The following is a 22,866-nucleotide window of genomic DNA, read 5'->3' as shown; positions in this document are numbered from 1 at the left end:
GAGCGCGCATGACCGATCATATCTATGGCAAGAGCATCATCATCACCGGTGCGGGCAGCGGCTTTGGCAAGTTGGTCGCTGAGAAAGCCGCGGCGGCGGGCGCCAAGGTCACGCTGGGCGACATCAACCTCGACGCCGCCGAAGCCGTCGCCGCCGCCATCCGTGCGAGTGGAGGCACCGCCCAGGCCATCGCCGTCGACGTCACACAGATCGACCGGATGCGCGCCCTCGCCGCCGCAGCGGTCGCCGCCTATGGTGCGATTGATGTGATGGTCAACAATGCCGGCACCATGCCGCTCGCACTGATGGCTGATCACGCCATCGCCCTCGACAAATGGCACCAGTGCATCGACATCAATTTCAAGGGCGTGGTCAACGGCTGCGTCGCCGTGCATGACCAGATGATCGCGCAGGGCCACGGCCATGTCATCAACCTCTCGTCCATCTACGGCAACCACCCCGTCCTCGGCTCGGCAGTCTATGGCGCGACCAAGGCGGCGGTGAACTATTTCTCCGAAAGCTTCCGCGTCGACACGCGCGGCAAGATCAAGGTGACGATCATCAAGCCGACCGGCGTCCCCGGCACCAACCTCGGCAGCGGCGTCATCAACCCCGCCGCCATCGTCGGCATCATGGCGCAAAACATGCCCGAATTCGCCGAACTCGCCGAAAAGCTGCCACAGGGCGCCTACCCGCCCGAAAAGCTCGACCCCGCCAACATCACCTACGCCGCCCTCGCGCCAGAGCATATCGCCGACGCCATACTCTACGCGATCAACCAGCCGCTCGGCGTCAGCATCGGCGACATCACCATCAGGGCGGCAGGGGATCAGTATATTCTGTGATCAGCTTGGTGGAGCAGCGGTGGGCCGCGTCTTCCATGTCCGTTCCCATGGGAAACATGGATCTCGGCAACTCTTCAATCATCAGCTTTCGGGGGCGTTGTTGGAGACCTTTCGGTCTCAATTGCGCCATTGCCGGCCATCGGGAAAAGATGGATCAAATTCAGCTTTCCTACACGGGCTCAAGTGTGAGACCCTCCCTCCCTCTCCCCCTGAAGCGGGCGAGGGGAGACGACGGCTCATACTCCCCCGTCATTGCGAGTCTGGCCTCTGGCCGGGCGAAGCAATCCAGGACGGTGGACGCCCAGTCTAGATTGCCGCGTCGCTCCGCTCCTCGCAATGACTGGTTGGGGGTATCCAGCCCTCCAGCAGCCGTCGGCCCGGACCTGATCCGGGCCCGCTGCCGTCAACACACCAACGCTGCGTCCACACGATGGCTGCCCCGGATCAGGTCCGGGGCGACGACCGGCGACACGGCCAAGGCAACAAAGCAGCCTTCATTGTATTGCTGTATTAAGTTTACACCACACTCGAAAAACCGCCCTGAAACCCGCAGGCGGCCGTTGAATCCCCCCTCTGGAGTGTCAACCAGTGTCAACCGTTTTTCCATGCTGACTGGCCTTTTGTCTCCCGCCGCGCAGGGGCTTGTTGTGCGACCGTGCGACTCGTCGCTTGCCCCGCAGCAACTGTCAGCTTGCTTTTCCCGCTTTGCGGTGACAGCCCTCTGCCCGAACGAGCTACAGGGAGAAGATTGATGAGTGCATTCAGGGACGGCCTGTTCGACGGCAAGGTGGTGTTTGTCGCGGGCGGCACCAGCGGGATCAATCTCGGCATCGCCAAGCGTTTCGCCGAGCTGGGTGCCAAGGTCGCCGTCGTTGGCCGCAATCCTGAAAAGGCCGCCAATGCCGCTGCCGAGATCGGTCATGGCGCCATTGGCCTGTCCTCGGACGTGCGGGATTACGGCGCGATCCGCGCGTCGATGGAACATATTGTCGAGACTTTTGGCAAAATGGACGTGGTCGTATCCGGCGCCGCCGGCAATTTTCTCGCGCCCGCGCTCGGCATGTCGGCCAACGCCTTTCGCACCGTGGTCGATATCGACCTCAACGGCACCTTCAATGTTTTCCGCGGATGTCATGACCTGCTCAACGACAATGCCTCACTGATCGCCATCACCGCCGGACAGGCAGTCAATCCGATGGCGATGCAGGCCCATGCCTGTGCGGCCAAGGCCGGCATCAACCAGCTTGTCCGTGTTCTGGCGATGGAATGGGGGCCCAATGTGCGGGTCAATGGCATTTCCCCTGGCCCGATCGCCGGGACCGAGGGCATGGCTCGCCTCTCGCCCGAGGGGGCGGACCGGGCCAAGCATTTTGAGCGCATTCCCTTGAAACGCTGGGGAGAAATTGACGAAATCGCAGAGGCCGCAGTGTTCCTGTCAAGCGAATCCGCCCGCTATGTCACCGGCACCATCCTCGATGTCGACGGTGGCTCGCAATTGGGTGACGCCAGCCGCATGGATACATCCAAAGGCTTGTCGGGCTGACGCTATTTTGCCGGGCGGTGCGGGCCCCTCAGGGGATCAGCACCGCCTTGCCGACCACCTGACGGTTGGCCAGCAGGTCAAAGCCCTCGCGCCACTGGTCCAGCGGCAGCGCGGCGGAGACATGCGGCCGGATGCGCCCGTCCGCCGCCATGGCATCGACCATGGCCAGATTTTCCGCGCCCTTTTCGGGGAATTGCCGCCCATATTCCCCGGCCCTGACGCCCATGACCGAAAAGCCCTTGATCAGCGGGATGTTGGCATTGACCGAAGGAATCCGCCCGCTGGTGAATCCGATGACCAGCAACCGCCCGTCAAAGGCGATACAGCGGGTGCTCTCGTCAAAAATATCCCCTCCCACGGGGTCAAAAATCACATCTGCCCCCGCCCCGCCGGTGATGGCCTTGACCTGTTCGCGAAAGCCCTGCCGCACATCAACAATTGCATCGGGAGCATAGAGTTGCTGCACTTTCGCCAGCTTTTCGGGCGAACTGCCCGCCGCGATAACCCGCGCGCCCAGCTGGTTGGCAAGGTCAACGGTGGCCAAGCCTACCCCGCCCGCCGATCCGTGCACCAGCACCCATTCGCCCGGTTGCACCTGCGCCCGTCGCACTAGACTGACCCATGCGGTCAGATAGGCGGCTCGATATCCGGCGGCTTCCGCCCAGCTCAGGCGTTCGGGCTTGGGCCTGAGGGTGGCTGCGGGCACCAGGGCAAACTCTGCCATGGCGCCGATGCGGTTGGCGCCCAGCACCGCCTCGCCGATCAGCGACCGGTCGCATCCTTCGCCGACTTCGGCAACTTCCCCGGAAAACTCCATACCCGCAACAAAGGGAAGCGGCGGCTTGAGCTGATATTCGCCCCGGGTCATCAGCAGGTCGGGGAAATTGACCGCTGCGGCCCTTACCCTGACGAGAGCCTCGCCCAGGCCGGGCCTGGGGGTAGGGATGTCCTGCACCCATGTGCCGCCATAATCGGCAGCCAGTTCGGAGACGACCAGCGCCCGCATCCCATTCTCCTCGTCACATCTGTTTCTGCTTATCTCTTGGGCCGTGACCGGGCGACAGGCAAGCTGCGGAGGATGGGAGGGTATCGGTCAGCTGGCGAGCCCTTGTTCGATCCAACGTTCGCGCTTGCGGTACAGCGTCGACGGGCTGACACCCAGCGCGCGGGCCGCCGCCGGCAGGCTGCCTCCAGCGTCTGTGATCGCTGTTTCAACGACCAATCGCTCGATGTCATCAAGGGTCATACCGCGCAGCAACCCGGCCAAATCATCCGTCGCCAAAGGTGCAACCGGAGCGGCTGGGTCCTTGCAGGCGGGGCTTTGGCCGGTAACCGGCTCCGCCGACAAGGCGGCGCTTTCACGGGGCAGCCTCGCCATACGTGGCAGCGCTTCCTCGGGCAAAGCGGGGCCCTCAAACATGACGGCTGCCCGCCTGATCAGATTCTGCAGTTCACGGACATTTCCCGGCCATTTGTGACTGGCGAGGCCCCGAGCGAACTCCGGCGTAATTCGGTCGAAATTCTTGCCCTCTTCCTTGCCAAAGCGTTGCAGGAAGGTGTTGGCAATCAGTTCAATGTCATGTCCCCTTGCACGCAGTGGCGGCAGTTCGATCGGCACAACAGCGAGCCGGTAATACAGATCTTCGCGGAACCGGCCCGCAGCGACTTCCGCTTCCGGGTCGCGGTTGGTGGCGCATATGATGCGCACGTCGACATCCTCCGTCCGGTTGGAGCCGACCCTTTGCACGGTCCCGGTTTGCAGGAAACGGAGCAGCTTGACCTGCAATCTCAACTCCATTTCGCAAATCTCGTCGAGGAACAGGGTTCCGCCCTGAGCCGCTTGGACGGCGCCGATCCGGTCACTGACAGCGCCGGTGAAACTGCCTTTCAGATGGCCAAACAATTCGGATTCCAGCAAGTCTTCGGGGATGGCGCCGCAATTGATGGCAATGAACGGTTTTCCGCCCCGGGGGCTCGCCTTGTGGATGGCCTCGGCGCACACTTCCTTGCCGGTGCCGCTTTCGCCCGTGATGAAGACGGTGGCGCGACTTCGTGCCACATTTTCGATCTGGCGATAAACGCCGAGCATTGGCGGCGACATCCCGACAAAGCCCATGAATCCGTTGGTGGTAGCGGCGCGAACCGGTGTTCGGGCAGGGGTTGCGAGCGCCTCCAACGGCTGCACAGCGCTGCGCATGATAGTTATCAGCCGTTGTGGAGCGAGTGGCTTTACCAGAAAATCAAAGGCACCCAGACGCATGGCTTCAATTGCGCGGTTGATCGAACCGTCGGCTGTTGCAACGACAACCGGCCATCGCGATGTAATGCCGCCATTGGTCTGCAACAATTCCAGGCCGTCGGTGTCGGGGAGTTGCAGGTCGAGCAATATGCCTTTGATCCGGTCGCCATGACGGTCCAGTTCGGCGATTGCGGCTGCGCCTGAATCGGCTATCACACAAGCATAGCCGGCGCTCTCAAGCTGCGCTGCGTAGGCCATGGCAAGAGAGGCTATATCCTCGACAACCAGAATAGTGCCGTGGGTCACGCTGCTGCCTCCTGGTCGGGTTCCACCAGCACGAAGGTTGCCTGACGACCTTTATTGGTGACTTCGCACGTCACCTGTCTGGGATCACCGAAGTGCACCATGCACTGCTGAACCAAACCGAGTGCGATCATCGCCATCGGGCGATAGGAACTATAGGTCACGATTGTCTGGTCTGAAAGCTTGACCAGGCTCACTTGTGGCGGACGGGCATCAGGATACAGCACGCAGACGTCGGCATGGATGTGCGAGCCAATGTGCATCAGCAAGTCTTCGGCTGTCTCATAGGCCTCAATGAGATAGGAATAGAGAAGAGTGAAGCGACGAAAGAGATAGTGGCCAAATAAGACACATAGTTCGTCTTGGGGAACGCCGGAGTGTTCCGAGGCAGTGGCGACCAGTTTGAGCGCCTCACTCGAGGGATAGTTGTTCGCCGCACCGTATGCCCCGTCGGAGGGGATGTCCGCAGCGCGAATGACAGAGTCTGCAAAAGCTGCCGATTGGGTCTCTTCCATGAAGCGGACCAGCTCGGCAAATATGATACCCTTCATTCCTGTTACCTCTTAGTGGCCATCGCCCGACATGACTCTGGAGATCGGATCTGGCTCGACTCCCTGTCTCAACCCTCCACGCAATCGTCATGCCAAAATGCGAAAACGCCCTTTCAGGCCACTTCGGTCATGCCCCATTTGCGAATTGCAACGCTGAGCGTTTGCATTCTGCCATTCAATTCCTTTGCAAAACGCAAACGGACGGTCCGGAATGGTGGTGCATTTTGCGAAAAAACAACGTTGTCCCGGCATTTGTCCGCATCTGGCACGGCGATTGCTGACCTGATGCCGGAACGCGACAGTCATTGCTGTTGCCAGAGGACCGATGATGACCGCATTCATGCCGAAAGCCGCGTTGGTGGCAATACTGATACCAGCTATGCTCCTCTCGGGCTGTGCAACGATGGAGACACCCCGCAATGCACCGGGTAGCCTCTATGCTCGGGAACAGCAGGCGCGTTTTAGGCCAGAGACACCTCAATGCCAGGTCGCTCCCGTTCCGGCGGAGGTTGCCGGTTTGCAGGAAGTGCCAGTGCATTCGCTGACAAATGCGGTGAACAGTGTTGCGGAGGGGGACAGGCTGCAACTGACTATCGCCGGCGACACTGCCCGATACACTGGCAGTTACATTGTTTCGGGCAACGGCATGATGGAGTTGGCAGGAGGCATTCGTGTCAGGGCTGCCGGGAAGACCGTTGATGCTTTGGAGCGGGACTTGCGGGCTGAGCTGCTGAACCGTGGCATTGTCAGGGCGGTGACTGGCAATATTCGTCTGCAGCATGTCGAACAAGCTGGATTGCCTATTCCTGTAACCGGCGCTGTCTTTGGCAGTGGCATTGCCCGTGTTGGGGAACGGCAGGCCGACACCAGATCCATGATGGTGGCCAACCCTGCCTCGGGTGATCTGAATGTCAACCGGACGCTCTCCACGGCATTGCGCGCAGCGGGCGGTGTCAGACCGGACGCTTCGATCAGTGACGTTGTGCTGATCCGTGGCGGTCAATGGGCGCGTGTGGACATGCGCGGTGCGCTTGATGGCACCACTGTCAGTGATGTTGCTCTTGCGACCGGCGACAGGATCATCGTCGGCAGTGTCGGATGCCTTCAGCCGGAACTTGTGCGGCCTTCTTCAATCACCATTCCCGGGATCCGTGTATTCATGTCCAATCTTTCGGGGCCGGCTCAGGGTAATGGTGCTTCCGCCATCGGCTCGGAATCGACCAGCCTGCCATATGGAACCCGGTTTTTGCAGGGACTGGTCTCGGCAAACTGTGTTGGCGGGTCAGCGATGAACGCGGGGCGTTCGGCAGTCCTGATCTCGCGCAATCCGGTTACCGGTCAGTCAGTGGTGATTTCCCGGTCGGTCGAACGATTGGTTCGCGGGTCGGACAGGGATGCCTACGACCCGTATCTGATGCCTGGCGATTCCATCGTCTGCTATGACAGCATGGCAATGAACCTGCGTGAGGTTATCAGCACCGTTAGCGCCTCTGTCACGCCGTATGTCCTTTTCAACAGCGTAAAGGACTGAGAGCCATGAGGCATGAAGTGATCGCCAAGCCTCGGCGGCTGCTGCGCATCTGGACGTACATTCGCGATGGTCTGCCTTCTCCGGGCCGTTACAAGCGCTATGTAGTTGCCATGGCACCGGCGCTGATCGCGGTGTGGACCGCTACAGGGGCCTATCTTGTGCTCGCTCCGCGAAGTTACACCAGCCATTTTACGCTGATCCTGCCTGGGTCGGGCGCCGGCAGCACGTTGAACGTCGAGAGCATTGGCCAAGCCCAGTCTTCGGCAGCTTCTGCCTTTTCCTCGACGACACTAAGCCCGACCGAGAATTACAAGCGGTTGCTGATGGCAGACATCACGCTTCGTCAAAGCGCTCGGATACTCAAGGAAAATGAGGACGCTTTTCCTGGGCCAAAGGTCGAGCTGACCGATCAGACCAACCTGATCCAGATCGATATTGCTGGAGCCTCTCCCCAACAGGCGCAACGCCGAGCAACCGCGCTGCGCCAAGCCTTTCTCACGCAGTTGGACAGGCTTCGCGCGGATGAAGCCGCCAAGCGCGAACAGGCCGATACGCGGCATTTGCAGGAACTGGAAGCCAAGGTGCGGGAGACCGAACGGGCATTGCTCGCCTTTCAGGCGCAGCATGGCATGGTGTCTGTGGAGCAGTTCAACAATCGCATCTCAGCGATAGACTCCCTGCGCGATCGCGAACGGGAAGTGCGAACGACCTTGCGGCAACAAAGTGCCGAGAGTTCTAGATTTTCCTCGGCTTTGAATGCCGGGACTGCGCTGGGTAACAACACATTGCGGTTGCGTTCAGACCCGATGTTCCAACGGCTGGTGGAACGCTATGCCGCTTTGGACGCCGATGCGGAGCAGAAGTCCGCTACGCTGGGCGAGGGGCATGGCGACCTGGCGCAGGTGCAAGCCGAGCGCGACACGCTTCGCACCGCGCTAGCCCGCCGAGGCCGTGAGCTGACGGGGCTTGGCGACGAGCAATTGCTGCGCATGGTGGACCTTTCGGTCTCGGACGGACGATCATCGCTCATCGAAGGCATGATTGCCGCAGACATTCGGCGGGCAGGGACTTCGGCGGCCCTTCGGGAAATTCGGGGAGACCTTGCCCAGCAACAGGGCAGGGCAGGTTTGCTGGTTACCCAAGCAGCCGAGCTGGCTGACTTGACCCGCGACCATCGAATCGCCGAAGCCGTGTTTTCCTCGGCGCTGGCGCGCGTCGACACCAACAAGCAGGATCCGTTCGCGTCCTATCCGCTGGTCCAGACGCTGGAAGAACCATCGCTACCGCGCGGCCCATCCAGCCCGTCCACGGTGATTGCGATCGCTGGAGCCACAGCGGCCACCATCCTCATCATCATGGGATTCCTTCTGACATGGCTGCGTCAGCCGCTGATCCGGAAATTCTTCCCGAACGCCTGATCGTCTTTGCGATCACGTCGACCTGGTGGCTGTATCTTGTCGGGGGGCTATACATTCTTGGCCCGGTTCTCGGCTGGATCTTGGCTGCGCTGGTGGCCCGGGCCTATTTCTTCGGAGATGTTCTGCCTGTCCGGGAACGGCCGGTGCCGATCAGCTGGCCGATCCTGGTATGGCTGATCGGTATGGTGGCGATGCTGATCATCTTGTGGATCGGGCACCGAAATTTCTCTCTTGGCACCGGGCCGACCATCAAATCCAGTGTTGGCTGGGCCAAAGGCTGGGCGCTGATTGCGTTGTATCCGCTGGCAGGCGCGTGCCTGTGCATACGGGCTGAAGTGATTTACCGGGCTATCTGTCGGTTGGGCAAACAGACGATCTTGATCCTGCCGATCTTTCTTGTCGCCCCCTTTGCCGGTTTGCCTTCCAAACTTTGGGTTTCGCCGCTGAAGGTGGTTGGGGGATCGGGCGACGAATATTTCGCCGTGATACTCTATACCCTTGAACCGGGTGTCGGGACGCCGCGCTGGCAGTTTTTTGCCCCATGGTCGCCCGCAGCCGGGATGATGGCTGTTATATATCTGTTGTGCGCGCTTGAGGAAAAGGACCCCAGGTGGAAGGCTTGGGGCGTCTCTGCCGGACTGCTTGTCGGGCTGTTGTCACAGTCGCGATTGGCCTTGGTCGCGTTGTTGCTGGTATGGCCGATGTCTTGGGCTGTTTCCAAATTGTCAAAGGCCTGGGTGTGGTTCGTCGCCGCACCAGCGATATTGCTGGCTGCGTGGTTCGCCCCTGCGCTGATTGACCTTGCCAATCAGGTTCAGGCGGATTTCGCCGGGGCCCGTGCGGATTCAACGCGGGTGCGAGAGACTTTGGGCCGGATTGCCATCGAACGGTGGGAGAATGAAGCCTATTGGTTCGGCCATGGGGTTGTCGAACGCGGACCGCATCTGGTCGAATATATGCCGATCGGCAGCCACCACAGCTGGTATGGCCTGCTTTTCGTCAAGGGACTGGCCGGCTTGTTGGCCTTTGCCATACCCATGGCTGTCACTTTGTTCGTGACCTTTCGCGTGGCGGTAACGCGCGACATTGGCCGGGTCGGCCTGTCGATGATCCTGGTTTATGCTCTCTATAGTTTCGGAGAGAATATGGAGGTGCTGACCTATCTGACTTGGCCGGCGCTGCTCATCATGGGTATTGCGCTGCGCCGCGAGCAAGTGCCTCGCGCCGGGTAGAGGGCCAGCTAGAGCGGATAAGCGGGCTTTGCAAGGCTGTGCAATGGTCCCGGAAATATCGAATAAATCATTGTTCCAAAATGATTTTCAGCATTTACCGGCATGGGCCGGCAGGTTTTGGTCAAACGGTCATGCCGGCGAGCAATTTGGGCAGGTCGCCGGTCTCCCCGCGCGCTTCGGCCATGAAGAATTGTTTGGCGAGATTGCTGCGCTGGACCCCGGCGAGGCCGAAGCGGCGGACGGCACTGGCGGCCTTGCCCGGAATGCCGAACAGGCGTGTCAGGCCATCGGTAGCCGCTGCAACCGCCAGATTGTCGAGGCTGCGCCAGCGTTCATAGCGTTCGAGCACCTGAGCATCGCCGAGATCAAGGCCCAACCGGGCCGCATCGACCAGCACTTCGGCGAGGGTGGCAACGTCGCGCAGGCCCAGGTTGAAGCCCTGGCCGGCGATGGGGTGAATGCCATGCGCGCTGTCCCCGACCAAGGCCATGCGCTGGGCCACCATCTTTGCGCTATGCTGGAAACCAAGCGGATAGACGCTGCGGGGCGCGATTTCCTCTATGTCGCCCAATATGCCGCCCATGCGCTTCATCATCTCCGCCTTGTACCCGCGCGGACCAAGCTTCATGAAAGCGGGCGCCTCCTTTTCCCCGACGCTCCAGACAAAAGCGCAGCGATGACGGCCATCCGGCAGGTCGTTGAGCGGCAGCAGTGCAAAGGGTCCCTCCGGATAGAAGATCTCGTAGGCGACGTTCTCATGGCTGTGTTCATGGGCAATGGCGCCGACCATGGCGCCATGATGATAGGACCATTGCGCCATCATCATCCGTTCCGCATCGCGTGTCGAGGAGCGGCGGCCTTCACACACCGCGAGCAAGGGTGCGGTCAGAATGCTGCCGTCGGTCAGCGTCAGGGTGGCCCCATGGTCGTCCCGGTTGATGCTGGCGGTGGTGACAGGGGCGCGATTGTCTATCAGCGCATGGTCCGACGCTGCTTCGGCCAACGCCGTCCGCATCCGTCGGTTTTCGAACATGATGCCAAGAAAACCGTCGCCTTCGGGAACAGCGAAATCCAGCTCACCGGGCTTGAGCCCGTCGGAAACCCAGATGCGCTCAATCGGACAGCCATGTCCCTCAAGCCGGGGAGCGAGGCCGATAGCCTCCATCATTTTCCATGCCCCGCTGGCAATAGCCGACGCGCGACCATCAAATTCGGCGGCCAGGGTTTTGGCCGGGTCTGCCGGATCAACGACAATGCTGGTCAGGCCATGTGCCGCCAGGGCGAGGGCAAGGCTGTGGCCCACAAGGCCGCCGCCTGAAATCAGCACGTCGGCGTGAGCGTGGCGTGGCGCGGACTGGGTCAAAGGGAGAGCGGGTTCAACCGGCATCGGACGACTCCTGTTATGCCGCCTCCTCTACGCGTCGGGTCGTCTGCTGCCAATGCGAAACACGCCATTGCTTGACGGCGAGTCCAGCGCGCGGGCATAGTGCAGGGAATGGGCGGCACGAGGTCGCCGACAGTTCCGGACAGTGACAAGGCAGCTTTGAATGGCAACCCGCAGCCCGACCCGGCCGGCCCATGAATGGGACGGATTCTTTCGCTCCACATTGGTGCGGTCGAGCCATGTGATCATTGGCGGCGCGCTGTGCCTGATGGCGCTGATCATGTTGTTGGCGCTGGCCAGTTACAGTTCGAGCGACCCCAGCCTGACCACCGCAGCGGGCGGACCTGCTGCCAACTGGATCGGCCGTCCCGGTGCATGGATGGCTAGCCTGTTGTTGCTGACGGCCGGGTGGGCGGCTTGGATGCTGGTGCCAATGGTGGCGCGCCTGGGCTGGCGGCTGATTGCCGGGGTTGACCATCATGAAAAGCCACGCCGGCTGAGTGTCGGCCTGATCGGCATGCTGTTGGTGGCAATTGCTTTGGCAGCTTATGAAAATACGCCAGGCCGGGACCTGACGGCTGGAATGGGCGGCCTGATCGGCCTGCTGGTTGAGCAACCGCTCGACTCCCTGCTTGCAAACAGCACAGAGTCTGTCGCCCGGCTGGTGCGCTGGTCGCTATTCCTGATACTGGGTTTGGGCGGATTGTCGCTGTGGCTGCGCAGCCTGTCGCTGGCGGGGCCGCTGGCGGCGCTGACCGGGCTGTTGCTGCGCCGCGGCGCAGAACGGTTGCAATCGGCAAAGGGTGGGGGAGTCGAGCCCGACACATTTGACGAGGAAGACGACGTCTTTCGCCCGCAAACCGCGACAACCGCTGGCGGCCCGCGTCGCCCGGTCGTGCCCGATAATCGCCCGGCGCCGGAAATTGTCGATGCGGCTCCGGCACCGGTCGCTGGTACCCGGCGCATTTCCCCGCAACAGGCCGACATGTTCGCGGACAGTTCGCTGCCGCCGCTCGACCTTTTGAGCCCGGCGCCTGAACGCAGTGGCACCGCGATCGACAAGGGTGCGCTGGAACGCAACGCCCGGTTGCTGGAATCGGTGCTGGAGGACTTCCAGGTCAAGGGATCGGTCAAGGCAGTGCGCCAGGGACCAGTCGTCACCATGTATGAACTGGAACCCGCACCGGGCACCAAGGCCAGCCGGGTCAGCAATCTGGCCGATGACATTGCCCGGAACATGTCCGCCCTTTCTGCGCGCATCGCCCCCATCCCTGGCCGCACGGTGATCGGCATCGAATTGCCGAATGCCAAGACCGAACCGGTGGTGTTGCACCAGCTGATCGCCAGCGACGCATTCCAGTCGCAACAGGGGCAATTGCCCATCGTGCTGGGCAAGAACATCTTTGGCGATCCGGTGATCGCTGATCTGGCGCCTATGCCGCACCTGCTGATTGCGGGCACGACAGGTTCGGGCAAGTCGGTCGGTCTCAATGGCATGATCCTGTCGCTGCTCTATCGGTTGACCCCCGACCAGTGCCGGATGATCCTGATCGATCCCAAGATGCTGGAACTCAGCGTCTATGACGGGATACCGCATCTGCTCGCGCCGGTGGTCACCGAACCAGCCAAGGCGATCCGTGCACTGAAATGGGCGGTGGAGCAGATGGAAGACCGCTATCGCATGATGGCCAATCTGTCGGTGCGCAACCTCGCCAGCTTCAATGAAAAGGTTCGCGCTGCCAAAGCGGCGGGCAAGTCGCTGCGGCGGCAGGTGCAAACCGGCTTTGACCCCGAAACCGGGCGGCCGATCTATGAGGAGGAAAATCTCGACTTCGAGCCGATGCCGCAGATTGTCGTGGTGGTCGACGAACTGGCCGACCTGATGATCACGGCTGGCAAGGAAGTCGAGGTGCTGATCCAGCGCATCGCGCAAAAGGCGCGTGCTGCGGGCATTCACCTGATCCTCGCGACACAGCGGCCGTCGGTCGATGTCATCACAGGTGTGATCAAGGCCAATCTGCCGACGCGCATTTCCTTTCACGTCACCAGCAAGATCGACAGCCGGACCATTTTGGGCGAGCAGGGGGCAGAGCAACTGCTCGGCAAGGGCGACATGCTGTACATGGCAGGCGGCAAGCAACCGATCCGCATCCACGGACCCTTCGTTTCCGATGACGAGGTGCGGATGGTCGCCGACCATTGGCGCGCACAGGGCCAACCCACCTATGTCGAGGCGGTGACCGAGGAACCGGCGGAAGGCGGCGACTATATCTATGAAGGTGAGTCGATCAGCGACAGTGCCGAGGACCGCCAATATGCCCAGGCCTGTCAGGTGGTGATCGACAGCCAGCGTGCTTCCATCTCCAGCGTCCAGCGTGCCTTGCGTATCGGCTACAATACAGCGGCACGACATATAGACCGGATGGAAGCTGACGGCATTATCAGTTCCGCCAACCATCTGGGTCGCCGCGATGTTCTGGTCGATCGCAGCGGCAAACCGAGGCGGCGCGGCGGCGAGGATGATTGACCGAGCGACCAGCCAGCCGGGTTCAGCGCGCATTCAAGCCGCATGGCGCAGACCGGCATCCGGCGGTGCAATGTCCGCCCCCTGTTTCAGATGAAAGCCGATTGATCCGATGTCCCGACTGACCAAGACTGTCGCATTGTTGCTTACCGGCGCGCTGGGTTTGGGCGCCTTTGCCACCTTGCCGCTGGCACAGCCGCTCGCCGCCCAGACGCGCACGGCACCGCGGGCCACGCCAGCCCTGACCGGGGACCTGTTGCGGGTGCAACAGCATTTGAGTGCGATGACCAGTCTGGTGGCTGATTTCAGCCAGTCGGACCGGTCGGGGCAGGTGCAGAACGGACGCCTGACCTTGCGCCAGCCGGGCCGCATCCGTTTCCAATATGCGCCGGGCAATCCGCTGCTGATTGTCGCCGATGGCCGGTCGCTGACGCTGATCGATTATGAAGTGCGGCAGGTGCAACGTTGGCCGATCCGCAATTCGCCGCTGTCTGTGCTGATAGACCCGGAGGCCAATCTGGTCCGTTATGGCCGGTTGATCGATACGGGCGACCGCAACACCATCAGCGTCGAGGTTCGCGACCCGTCGCGGCCCGAATATGGCATGATCACCATGGTGTTCATCCGCGACGCCGCCAGTCCGGCGGGGCTCAAGCTTTATGGCTGGGTGGCCCTCGACGCGCAGAACCAGCGGACGTCGATCCGCCTCAGCAACCAGCGGTACAATGTCCCTGTGGCCGACAATATGTTCCGATGGCGTGACCCGAGGCAGACCACGCGGGGTCGCTGATGGACCGGGTCCACGGCGGGCGGGCGATTCGGCTGGAAATTGCCAGTATCCGTGCCGTTTGTTGCGCCTGGTCGCATGATCGCTTGGCCGCAACGGTTCGTCGCACAGGTGGCCGATTCGTTCAGCTTCGTTCATCTGCGCGACAGATTTGGACAGTATCAGGGCGAATGAGGCGGCACTGACAGCTTGGCTTGATGTTCCCCCCTGTTGATCAGGCCAGTGCTCGCTGCCTCGCGTCAAAATGCGTGACGAGCGACATTTTGAACCCCCGCTCCGCCGCCCCTGGAGCGGGGGTTTTTTGTGGCCTTTTTTTCGCCATCAGCGGGTAGCCTTTCCCGTCGGCAAGCCGAAGCGGCCGGGTATCGCGCAAAGACTTTGGTTTGCGTTGGGAGGTTTGCGTGGTTAAGCGACGCCAATGACCTCGCCCCTGCGCATTGCCTCCTGGAACATCAACAGCGTCCGTGCCCGTGCCGATATTGTCGGTCAGTTCCTCGATGAGGAAGCGCCCGACATCCTGTGCCTGCAAGAGACCAAGGTGGTTGACGAACTGTTCCCGCACGAACTCTTCGCCAGCCGGGGCTATGACCATATCATCGTCAACGGGCAAAAGATGCACCATGGCGTCGCCATCGTCAGCAAGGTGCCGATGGCCCGTGACAACCGCTTTGACTGGCAGGCCAATGGCGAGGCGCGGCATCTGGGCGTCGCCCTGCCCAACGGGGTGCGGCTCGAAAATGTCTATATCCCGGCGGGCGGCGATATACCCGACCGGGACAAGAACCCCAAGTTCGGGCAAAAGCTCGACTTCCTCGGTCGCATGATCGACTGGTCGGGTACGCTGGAGCATCCCACCATCCTCGTCGGTGACTTCAACATCGCCCCGCTGGAATGCGACGTGTGGAGCCACAAGGCGCTGCTCGATGTTGTCAGCCATACGCCGATCGAGGTGGAAACGCTGGGCCGGTTGCAGGCGGCAGCCAACTGGACCGATTTGGGCCGGACCTTCATCAAGGCGCCGGAGCGGCTGTACACCTGGTGGAGCTACCGCGCGCAGGATTGGCGCAAGTCCGACAGGGGAAGGCGGCTGGACCATATGTGGGCCACCCCCGATGTGGCCCCGGCTGCCAAGGGGCACCGGGTACATGAACAGTGCCGCGACTGGGGCAAGCCCTCGGACCACATCCCGCTGGTGACGGAGTTTCATTTTTGAGCGGTGACGGCGCCCATGATACGCGCAGTGCGGCGCGGGCGATTGACGCGCTGCGGCGTGGCTGGCCGGTGCGCGTGGCGGGCGCGGCGGGCGCGCTGCGGCTGTTGCCGGTGGAAAGCGCGACCGATGCGGTGCTGGCGGGGTTTTCGCCTGATGCTCTGCTGATTTCCGGGGAGCGGGCGGCGACGCTCAAACTGACCAACCAACTGGCGGCGGCCTCGCCCGGCCCTGTGCGCATTGCGCTGGGCAGCGACCGGACCGCAGCCCGAGGCATGGCGATTGCCGATCCCGCGCTGGACCTCGCCAACCCGATGAAGGGACCGTTCCGCACCGATCCTCTGGGTGTTGAGGATGCCGCCGCCGCTGCAATAGTATTGGCGCGCCATGCCGGTGTGTTGCCGGCCTGGTTTGTCAGTGATGACAACGCTGCGCCGGTTGAGGCGGAAACGAGTGTGACGGCGATTGCCGACTATGCCGACCCTTTACGACTGACGATCGCGGCGCGCGCCCGCCTGCCCGTGGAAGCAAGCGAGAGCGGCGAATTGGTCGCCTATCGCAGCCGCGAGGACCCGCGCGAACATGTCGCGCTGATTCTCGGCCAGCGTGACAGCAGCCCGCCAGTGGTGCGGCTTCACAGCGAATGCCTGACCGGCGATGTGCTGGGCAGCCTCAAATGCGATTGCGGCCCGCAACTGCACGCCGCGCTGCACGACATTGCTGGCGCTCCATGGGGCATCCTTCTCTACCTCAGGCAGGAAGGGCGGGGCATTGGCCTGATCAACAAGTTGCGCGCCTATCAGTTGCAGGATCAGGGGTTTGATACGGTCGACGCCAACACGCGGCTCGGCTTTCCGGTTGAAGCCCGTGATTTCGGCATCGCAGCGCGGATGCTGAGCCTGCTCGGCGTTGATGCGGTGCGGTTGATGACCAACAATCCCGAAAAGGTGGCGCGGCTGGAGAAGGAGGGGGTGCGGGTGATCGAGCGCCTGCCGCTGGCCCTGCCGACCAATGTCCACAACGAACGCTACCTCGCCACCAAGCGCGACCGGACAGGGCACCAGCTCTAGCGGTTGGCTTGTCCAGCCGGTCGGCTTGACCCATATATCCGCAATGACTGACCGACCACCTCCCCTGCGTCTGTTGCTGGCCGAGGGCCGTGTCCTGTCTGACTGGCTGCGCGCAAGGACACGGCCAAGCGTGATGGAGCGCGAGTTGGTCGGCGGCAATGCGCCAGTGATGACGCTCCCCGGATTTTGCGCCGGTGACCTGTCGATGGCGCAGATGCGGCGCAATCTCAGGGCCGCCGGTTTCCGGGCGCGGGGTTGGGGCATGGGCGCGAACACCGGGGCAAAGGCGGACACGCTGGAGCGTATCCATGCCCGGGTGAGCGACATCGCCGAGCGCGAAGGCAGGGCTGTGCATCTGGTCGGCTGGAGCCTGGGCGGCGTGATGGCTCGGGAATATGCCAAGCACCATCCCGATACCGTAGCCAGCGTGGTGACGATGGGATCGCCCTTTTCCGGATCGCGGCGTGCCAACCATGCCTGGCGGCTCTACCGCATCATCGCTGGCCATTCGGTCGACAATCCGCCGATAACCTTCAGCGACAAACCGCGACCGCAGGTGCCGACCTTTGCCTTGTGGTCAGCGCGGGACGGGGTTGTCGCACCCGCCTGTGCCCATGGTCAGCCGCATGAGAGCGACCGCGCGGTCGAACTGGCCTGTGGCCATATGGGCTTTGCCTATGCGCAGGAAAGCATCGATGCGGTGATTGATTGTCTGGTCGAGGCCGAGGCAGCCGTCCCTACCCGTTGAAGCGGGCAACCAGATCGGCCGGCACCCGCATCGGCCGCCCGTTCGCCTTGTCAATCAGGGCCCAGGTGGTCAGCGCGGTCACCAGCCGGTTGCCGTCCGCGTCAACAAAGGCGACATTGCGGTCGAACTTCGCGCCCTTGGCACTGTCTGCCACCCATGTGTGGGCCGTGGCAGTCTGCGCCTCGAGCAGGGGACGGTGGTAGTCAATTTCATGCCGCACCACGACCCAGATCAAGCTGTCCTTGTCCGTTTCGCTCGCCCGGGCCTCCCAATGGCTGGTTGCTGCCGTCTGGATCCATTGCACCCAAACCGCATTGTTGACATGGCCCAGCTCGTCAATGTGCTCTCGCCGTGCGGTAAACGGGAGGGTGAAGGCGTGGGGCGGAATGGCGATCATGGCATCAACTGTCCGATGAACCCCTATACCCCTTTAGCTCCTCGCCAGTCAGTGTGGCGACATGCAGCACATTGGTTGATCCAGGGGTGCCAAAAGGGACGCCGGCCATCATCAACAGCTTTGATCCCGCCTTGCCCATGCCATGGCGCAGCGCCATGCGTTTGCCCTTCGCGATCATCTCTTCAAAGCTGCCGATGTCGCGGGTATGCACGGCATGGGAGCCCCACAACAGGCCCATTCGGCGGGCTGCGTCCAGCTTTGGCGTCAGCACGAGAATGGGAACGGTCGGCCGCTCGCGAGAGACTCGCCGGGCAGTCGAACCTGTTCCGGTAAAGCAGATAATCGCATCCGCACCCACTGTTCGGGTCACATCACCGGCGGCTTCCGCCAGTGCGTCGGCGGTCGTCGCGTCGGCCTTTGTCTCGGTGAATTGGACGCGGGCATGATAGGTGGGATCGCTTTCGACCGACTGGGCAATACGGTCCATGATTTCGACCGCCTCGACCGGCCAGGCACCAGCGGCGGTTTCGGCTGAAAGCATCACGGCATCGGCACCGTCATAGACGGCGGTCGCCACATCGGACACCTCGGCGCGAGTGGGTGAGGGTGAGGTGATCATCGATTCGAGCATCTGGGTTGCGACAATCACCGGCTTGCCCATGGCGCGGGCAGTGGCAACGATGCGCTTTTGTGCAGGCGGCACGGCCTCGGGCGGCAACTCGACACCCAGATCACCGCGGGCCACCATGCAGGCGTCCGCGATTTCCAGCACTTCCTCCAGCCGGGCCAGCGCCTGTGGCTTTTCCAGCTTGGCCAGCACGCCAGCCCTTCCCTTGATCAGGGTGCGGGCTTCCGCGACATCCTCCGGCCGCTGGACAAAGGACAGCGCAATCCAGTCGACATGATGGTCGAGGGCAAAAGCGAGGTCTCGCCGGTCCTTGTCGGTCAGCGCGGCGAGCGGAATGACGACGTCCGGCAGGTTGACGCCCTTGCGGTCCGAAATCGCGCCTCCGACCTCGACCACGGTAACGACATGGCCGGTGTGGCAGGCTATGGCCCGCAGCACGAGCTTGCCATCATCTATCAGGAGCCGCGCGCCGCGTTCCATGCCTGCCAGAATTTCCGGGTGAGGCAGGTGGACGCGGGTGGAATCGCCCGGCTCCGGATTGCTGTCGAGGATGAAGGTCTGGCCCTTTTCCAGCATCACTGGCGGGTTGGCGAATTGGCCTACACGCAGTTTTGGCCCCTGCAAGTCGGCAAGGATGGTCGTTGGCCGTCCCAGCTCTTTCTCGAGACCACGGATGGCGGCTATGTTTGCGGCGTGGACGGCATGGTCGCCATGGCTCATGTTGAGGCGGAAGGCGTCGGCACCGGCGATCATCAGCGCGCGGATCATCTCCACACCGCTGCTGGCGGGGCCAAGGGTGGCGAGAATGCGGACCTTGCGGTCTCGCGGTGCAACAATCTTGTTCGCCAAGGCGATGCTCACTTATCTGGTTTCGTGCGTAACCAGCGCATGGCGCAGACAGCGAATCATGGCAAGCCGCTGTGCGTCATGGCATAGCTATTCCTTGCACCGGTCAGCGGTCCCTTCTGTGCTTGGCGATCATGGCCCCAACAGGCTAAGGGCGCCGCTTCGCGATTCACTTCACTGTTTCATCAAGGATAGTCACTCATGGCGACCACCGCCCCCGAACAGGACCAGGACGTCCAGGCCACCGACAACCAGCTGCGCTTGTTCTTCGAGCGCATTGAGCGCCTGGAAGAGGAAAAGAAGGGCATTGCGGATGACATCCGGGATACGTTCGCCGAAGCCAAGGCGCAGGGTTATGACGCCAAGATCATGCGCCAGGTGCTCAAGTTGAGGAAGATGGCGCCGAACGAGCGTCAGGAAATGGAAATGCTGATCGACACCTACAAGACGGCGATCGGCCTCGTCTGACCAGCGGCGCGGAGCGCAACAAAACTTGCCCGATGGGGCCGTGCTCGGCTAGGGCGCGGCCTCAATCCCTTTGACAGCGATGATGTGAAGTCGACCCATGGCAGGCCATTCCAAATTCAAGAACATCATGCACCGCAAGGGTGCGCAGGACAAAAAGCGCAGCGCGCTGTTTTCCAAGCTGAGCCGCGAAATCACCGTTGCGGCCAAGATGGGCCTGCCTGATCCGGACGCCAACGCCCGTCTGCGCGCCGCGGTCAACGCGGCCAAGGCTCAGTCGATGCCCAAGGACAATATCCAGCGCGCCATTGACAAGGCGGCCGGCGGCGAAGGCGATAATTATGAGGAAATCCGCTATGAGGGTTATGGCCCCGGTGGCGTTTCTTTGATCGTCGAGGCGCTGACCGACAACCGCAACCGCACCGCAACCAACGTCCGTACCGCCTTTGCAAAGAATGGCGGCAACCTCGGCACATCGGGCAGCGTCAGCCATGGTTTCGACCGGCTGGGCCTGATCAGCTATCCAGCCACGGCGGGTGATGCCGACACGGTGTTCGAGGCGGCACTGGATGCCGGCGCGGACGATGTCGAGTCGACCGAGGACGGTCACGACATCTGGACCAGCGTCGACAATCTCCACCCGGTGGCCAAGGCGCTCGAAGCCAAGCTGGGTGAGGCTGATGGCGTCAAGCTGGCCTGGCGTCCGACGCTGAAAAGCGAGGTGGGCGATGAATCGACCGCACAAACATTGTTCAAGCTGATCGACACGCTCGACGATGATGATGATGTGCAGACCGTCTGGGGCAATTATGAAATCCCCGACGCGATTATGGAAAAGCTGGGATGAGCTTGCTGGGGCTGTTCGGCAAGGGACAGCTTTCCCGCGCGGAGCGCGAGGCGGCCATGCTGGCGCGCCGGGCGCCGATCGTCATCCTCGGCCTTGATCCGGGGCTGGGCAGCACGGGCTGGGGTGCCATCGTTCGTGAAGGCAACCGGCTCAGCCACATCGACAATGGCCAGATCGATACCGACCCGGCTGCTCCGCTGGCAGCCCGCCTGCTGATCATTGCCGATGGCCTGCGCCGGGTGATCGACACGATCAAGCCCGGCGCGGTCGCCATCGAGGAAGTGTTCGTCAATAAGAATGCGCAATCGACCCTGAAGCTGGGGCAGGCGCGTGGGGCGGCGCTTGTCGCGGCGGCGGCTGCCGGCGTGCCGATCACCGAATATGCGGCGACGCTGGTCAAAAAGAGCACGGTTGGCACTGGTCGCGCGTCAAAGGAACAGGTGCAGGCGATGCTGCGAACGCTGCTGCCGGGGTTGAAGCTTGCGGGGCCTGACGCGGGAGACGCGCTCGCCGTCGCGATCACCCACGCCCACCACGGATAGTTGTTCCCTTTTCATTCCGCCGTCGCTACATCTGGCGGCATGATTGCGAAACTTACCGGAAAGCTCGACAGCTGGGGCGCGGGGCACGCCGTGATCGACGTCAATGGCGTCGGCTATCTGGTCGAGGCGTCGGCCCGGACCCTCTCGGCTATCGGCATCGTCGGCGACCATGTCACGGTGCATACCGAAATGCTGGTTGGGGAGGATTTCCTGCGGCTGATCGGCTTTGCCTCGGCGGAGGAGCGCGACTGGTTCCGCCTGCTCACCAGCGTGCAGGGTGTCGGCGGCAAGGTGGCGCTGGCGATCCTCTCGGCGCTCGATCCGGCAGAGATACAGCGGGCCATTGCCTCGGCGGACTCCGCCAGCATCGCCCGTGCCAATGGCGTCGGGCCGAAGCTGGCCCAACGGATCTGCAATGAGCTGAAAGACAAGGCGGGTAGCGTGGCGACCGGCGCGCTGGGCATCGGCGGGGTCAATCTCAACGAGCCGGCGGGCGGCATTCTCGCTGACGCTCTGGCAGCGCTGTCGAGCCTTGGCTTCAAACCGGCGGAGGCGAGCGCGGCGGTGGGTGCGGCAGACGCCGAATTGGGGCCGGGTGCCAGCCTTGACGCGCTCGTGCGGCTGGCGCTTAGGAAGGCCGCGAAGTGACCGAAAACCCCCTTCTGACCGCGCAACGCACCCCAGAGGACGCCGATGCCGCGCTGCGGCCCAAGACGCTTGACGAATTTGTCGGGCAGGCGGCAGCGCGGGAGAATTTGCGCGTGTTCATTGCCGCGGCCAAAGCGCGGGGTGAGGCGCTCGACCATGTGTTGTTCTTTGGCCCGCCCGGTCTTGGCAAGACGACGCTGGCACAGATTATGGCGCGGGAGATGGGTGTGGGGTTCCGCGCCACATCGGGCCCGGTGATCGCCAAATCGGGCGATCTCGCCGCGCTGCTGACCAATCTGGAGGATGGCGACGTCCTCTTCATCGACGAAATCCACCGGCTCGCACCAGCGGTCGAGGAAGTGCTCTATCCGGCGATGGAGGACCGGGCACTCGACATCATGATCGGCGAGGGGCCGTCGGCCCGTTCGATCCGGATCGACCTGCCGCGCTTTACGCTGGTCGGCGCGACGACGCGGCAAGGGCTGTTGACGACACCGCTGCGCGACCGGTTCGGCATTCCGGTGCGGCTCAATTTCTATACCGTCGAGGAGCTGGAGCAGGTGGTGACGCGGGCGGCTGGTCTGCTCGGCCTGCCGTTGGCGCCTGATGGTGCGCGTGAAGTCGCGCGGCGCTCACGCGGGACGCCGCGCATCGCCGGGCGTTTGCTGCGCCGGGTCCGCGATTTTGCCCATGCGGCGGGTCATGATGTGGTTGACGCCGGGGCGGCGGACAGCGCGCTCAACCGGCTTGAGGTCGACAGTCTCGGCCTTGATGCGATGGACCGGCGTTACCTGAGCATGATCGCCGACATTTATCGCGGCGGGCCGGTCGGTGTCGAAACGCTGGCTGCCGGCCTCTCCGAACCGCGCGACACGATCGAGGAGGTGATTGAGCCCTACCTCATCCAGCTGGGGTTGGTGGCCCGGACGGCGCGGGGGCGCTGCCTCAACGGCCTTGCCTGGAAGCATCTGGGCCTGACCCCACCGGCGGGCACGCAGGACGGACTGTTCGAATAGGCCGTCGGTCGGTTCGGTCGCGCAACAGCCTCAACTCGTCTCCATTTTCCGCCAACCAACCTTTGCGCGCGACTCCGGGCTCGTCTATGCAG

At 62.6% G+C, this 22,866-nt stretch carries 22 protein-coding genes; 15 read left to right on the top strand and 7 right to left on the bottom strand.

Annotation, left to right across the window (positions count from 1 at the left end; translation table 11 throughout):
• Nucleotides 1-8 precede the first annotated feature (8 nt).
• Together GV829_RS00675 and GV829_RS00670 are read left to right on the top strand one after the other, a co-directional pair.
• A complete protein-coding gene (locus GV829_RS00675) occupies nucleotides 9-845 on the top strand; it encodes an SDR family oxidoreductase (protein ID WP_169943361.1) in 837 nt (278 codons plus the stop codon).
• Between the two features lie 751 nt (nucleotides 846-1,596).
• Nucleotides 1,597-2,388 carry an SDR family oxidoreductase gene (locus GV829_RS00670; protein ID WP_169943360.1) on the top strand — a complete coding sequence of 264 codons (792 nt, stop codon included), beginning with the start codon at nucleotides 1,597-1,599 and terminating at the stop codon, nucleotides 2,386-2,388.
• A gap of 28 nt (nucleotides 2,389-2,416) precedes the next feature.
• On the opposite strand, the gene GV829_RS00665 is transcribed toward GV829_RS00670, so the two are convergent.
• The 4 genes from GV829_RS00665 to GV829_RS00650 all read right to left on the bottom strand — a co-directional run bounded on the left by GV829_RS00665 (nucleotide 2,417) and on the right by GV829_RS00650 (nucleotide 5,823).
• A complete protein-coding gene (locus GV829_RS00665; RefSeq protein WP_169943359.1) occupies nucleotides 2,417-3,394 on the bottom strand; it encodes an NADPH:quinone oxidoreductase family protein in 978 nt (325 codons plus the stop codon).
• 87 nt (nucleotides 3,395-3,481) lie between these two features.
• Entirely contained in the window at nucleotides 3,482-4,933 is a 1,452-nt protein-coding gene (locus GV829_RS00660) for a sigma-54-dependent transcriptional regulator (RefSeq protein WP_169943358.1), read from the bottom strand.
• A complete protein-coding gene (locus GV829_RS00655) occupies nucleotides 4,930-5,481 on the bottom strand; it encodes a heme NO-binding domain-containing protein (protein WP_169943357.1) in 552 nt (183 codons plus the stop codon). The genes GV829_RS00660 and GV829_RS00655 overlap by 4 nt, the downstream gene beginning before the upstream one ends.
• Before the next feature lie 87 nt (nucleotides 5,482-5,568).
• Nucleotides 5,569-5,823 carry a hypothetical protein gene (locus GV829_RS00650; RefSeq protein ID WP_169943356.1) on the bottom strand — a complete coding sequence of 85 codons (255 nt, stop codon included), beginning with the start codon at nucleotides 5,821-5,823 and terminating at the stop codon, nucleotides 5,569-5,571.
• On the opposite strand from GV829_RS00650, the gene GV829_RS00645 reads away from it, so the two are divergent.
• The 3 genes from GV829_RS00645 to GV829_RS00635 are packed head-to-tail and all read left to right on the top strand — an operon-like array spanning nucleotide 5,822 to nucleotide 9,662.
• Nucleotides 5,822-7,012, top strand: a complete 1,191-nt coding sequence (locus tag GV829_RS00645; protein WP_169943355.1) for a polysaccharide biosynthesis/export family protein — start codon at nucleotides 5,822-5,824, stop codon at nucleotides 7,010-7,012. The two genes, GV829_RS00650 and GV829_RS00645, sit on opposite strands and share 2 nt — an antisense overlap.
• Before the next feature lie 5 nt (nucleotides 7,013-7,017).
• On the top strand, nucleotides 7,018-8,430 hold the full coding sequence (locus tag GV829_RS00640; RefSeq protein ID WP_169943354.1) for a GumC family protein: 1,413 nt from the start codon (nucleotides 7,018-7,020) through the stop codon (nucleotides 8,428-8,430).
• Nucleotides 8,385-9,662, top strand: coding sequence for an O-antigen ligase domain-containing protein (locus GV829_RS00635; protein ID WP_169943353.1), 1,278 nt, complete (start codon nucleotides 8,385-8,387; stop codon nucleotides 9,660-9,662). The genes GV829_RS00640 and GV829_RS00635 overlap by 46 nt, the downstream gene beginning before the upstream one ends.
• Before the next feature lie 121 nt (nucleotides 9,663-9,783).
• Here the strand turns inward: GV829_RS00635 and GV829_RS00630 are convergent, their stop codons facing one another.
• The gene (locus GV829_RS00630; protein WP_169943352.1) at nucleotides 9,784-11,049 is read right to left on the bottom strand and encodes an FAD-dependent monooxygenase; all 1,266 of its coding nucleotides are present in this window, start codon (nucleotides 11,047-11,049) and stop codon (nucleotides 9,784-9,786) included.
• A 160-nt stretch (nucleotides 11,050-11,209) separates the two neighbouring features.
• Between GV829_RS00630 and GV829_RS00625 the strand changes: the two genes are divergently transcribed.
• The 5 genes from GV829_RS00625 to GV829_RS00605 all read left to right on the top strand — a co-directional run bounded on the left by GV829_RS00625 (nucleotide 11,210) and on the right by GV829_RS00605 (nucleotide 17,385).
• Nucleotides 11,210-13,573: a DNA translocase FtsK gene (locus GV829_RS00625; RefSeq protein ID WP_169943351.1), complete on the top strand. Its 2,364-nt coding sequence runs from the start codon at nucleotides 11,210-11,212 to the stop codon at nucleotides 13,571-13,573.
• Nucleotides 13,574-13,682: 109 nt separating this feature from the next.
• Nucleotides 13,683-14,360 (top strand): LolA family protein, encoded by a 678-nt coding sequence (locus tag GV829_RS00620; protein ID WP_169943350.1) that lies wholly within the window; start codon nucleotides 13,683-13,685, stop codon nucleotides 14,358-14,360.
• Nucleotides 14,361-14,775: 415 nt separating this feature from the next.
• Complete coding sequence (locus GV829_RS00615; RefSeq protein ID WP_169943349.1) at nucleotides 14,776-15,570, top strand: exodeoxyribonuclease III; 795 nt, start codon at nucleotides 14,776-14,778, stop codon at nucleotides 15,568-15,570.
• Nucleotides 15,567-16,637 carry a GTP cyclohydrolase II gene (gene ribA / locus GV829_RS00610; RefSeq protein ID WP_246202921.1) on the top strand — a complete coding sequence of 357 codons (1,071 nt, stop codon included), beginning with the start codon at nucleotides 15,567-15,569 and terminating at the stop codon, nucleotides 16,635-16,637. Before GV829_RS00615 ends, ribA begins: the two co-directional genes overlap by 4 nt.
• Before the next feature lie 43 nt (nucleotides 16,638-16,680).
• A complete protein-coding gene (locus GV829_RS00605) occupies nucleotides 16,681-17,385 on the top strand; it encodes an esterase/lipase family protein (protein WP_169943348.1) in 705 nt (234 codons plus the stop codon).
• On the opposite strand, the gene GV829_RS00600 is transcribed toward GV829_RS00605, so the two are convergent.
• A complete protein-coding gene (locus tag GV829_RS00600) occupies nucleotides 17,375-17,782 on the bottom strand; it encodes an acyl-CoA thioesterase (protein ID WP_169943347.1) in 408 nt (135 codons plus the stop codon). The genes GV829_RS00605 and GV829_RS00600 overlap by 11 nt on opposite strands.
• A gap of 4 nt (nucleotides 17,783-17,786) precedes the next feature.
• Entirely contained in the window at nucleotides 17,787-19,265 is a 1,479-nt protein-coding gene (gene pyk / locus GV829_RS00595; protein WP_246203130.1) for a pyruvate kinase, read from the bottom strand.
• Nucleotides 19,266-19,457: 192 nt separating this feature from the next.
• Here pyk and GV829_RS00590 point away from each other — a divergent pair, with 192 nt between their 5' ends.
• From GV829_RS00590 to ruvB, 5 genes are all read left to right on the top strand, one after another.
• Nucleotides 19,458-19,724: a DUF2312 domain-containing protein gene (locus GV829_RS00590; protein WP_169943346.1), complete on the top strand. Its 267-nt coding sequence runs from the start codon at nucleotides 19,458-19,460 to the stop codon at nucleotides 19,722-19,724.
• 97 nt (nucleotides 19,725-19,821) lie between these two features.
• Complete coding sequence (locus GV829_RS00585) at nucleotides 19,822-20,568, top strand: YebC/PmpR family DNA-binding transcriptional regulator (RefSeq protein ID WP_169943345.1); 747 nt, start codon at nucleotides 19,822-19,824, stop codon at nucleotides 20,566-20,568.
• 77 nt (nucleotides 20,569-20,645) lie between these two features.
• Complete coding sequence (gene ruvC / locus GV829_RS00580) at nucleotides 20,646-21,110, top strand: crossover junction endodeoxyribonuclease RuvC (protein WP_169947754.1); 465 nt, start codon at nucleotides 20,646-20,648, stop codon at nucleotides 21,108-21,110.
• Nucleotides 21,111-21,149: 39 nt separating this feature from the next.
• Nucleotides 21,150-21,758 carry a Holliday junction branch migration protein RuvA gene (ruvA, locus tag GV829_RS00575; RefSeq protein ID WP_169943344.1) on the top strand — a complete coding sequence of 203 codons (609 nt, stop codon included), beginning with the start codon at nucleotides 21,150-21,152 and terminating at the stop codon, nucleotides 21,756-21,758.
• Nucleotides 21,755-22,774, top strand: a complete 1,020-nt coding sequence (gene ruvB / locus GV829_RS00570; RefSeq protein ID WP_169943343.1) for a Holliday junction branch migration DNA helicase RuvB — start codon at nucleotides 21,755-21,757, stop codon at nucleotides 22,772-22,774. The genes ruvA and ruvB overlap by 4 nt, the downstream gene beginning before the upstream one ends.
• The last annotated feature ends 92 nt before the right edge of the window (nucleotides 22,775-22,866 follow it).

The organism is Sphingomonas lacunae (assembly GCF_012979535.1).
In the GTDB taxonomy this organism is placed as follows: Bacteria; Pseudomonadota; Alphaproteobacteria; order Sphingomonadales; family Sphingomonadaceae; genus Sphingopyxis; species Sphingopyxis lacunae.
The sequence above is the reverse complement of the archived record's forward strand: the minus strand, read 5'-3'. Positions and strand labels throughout refer to the sequence as shown.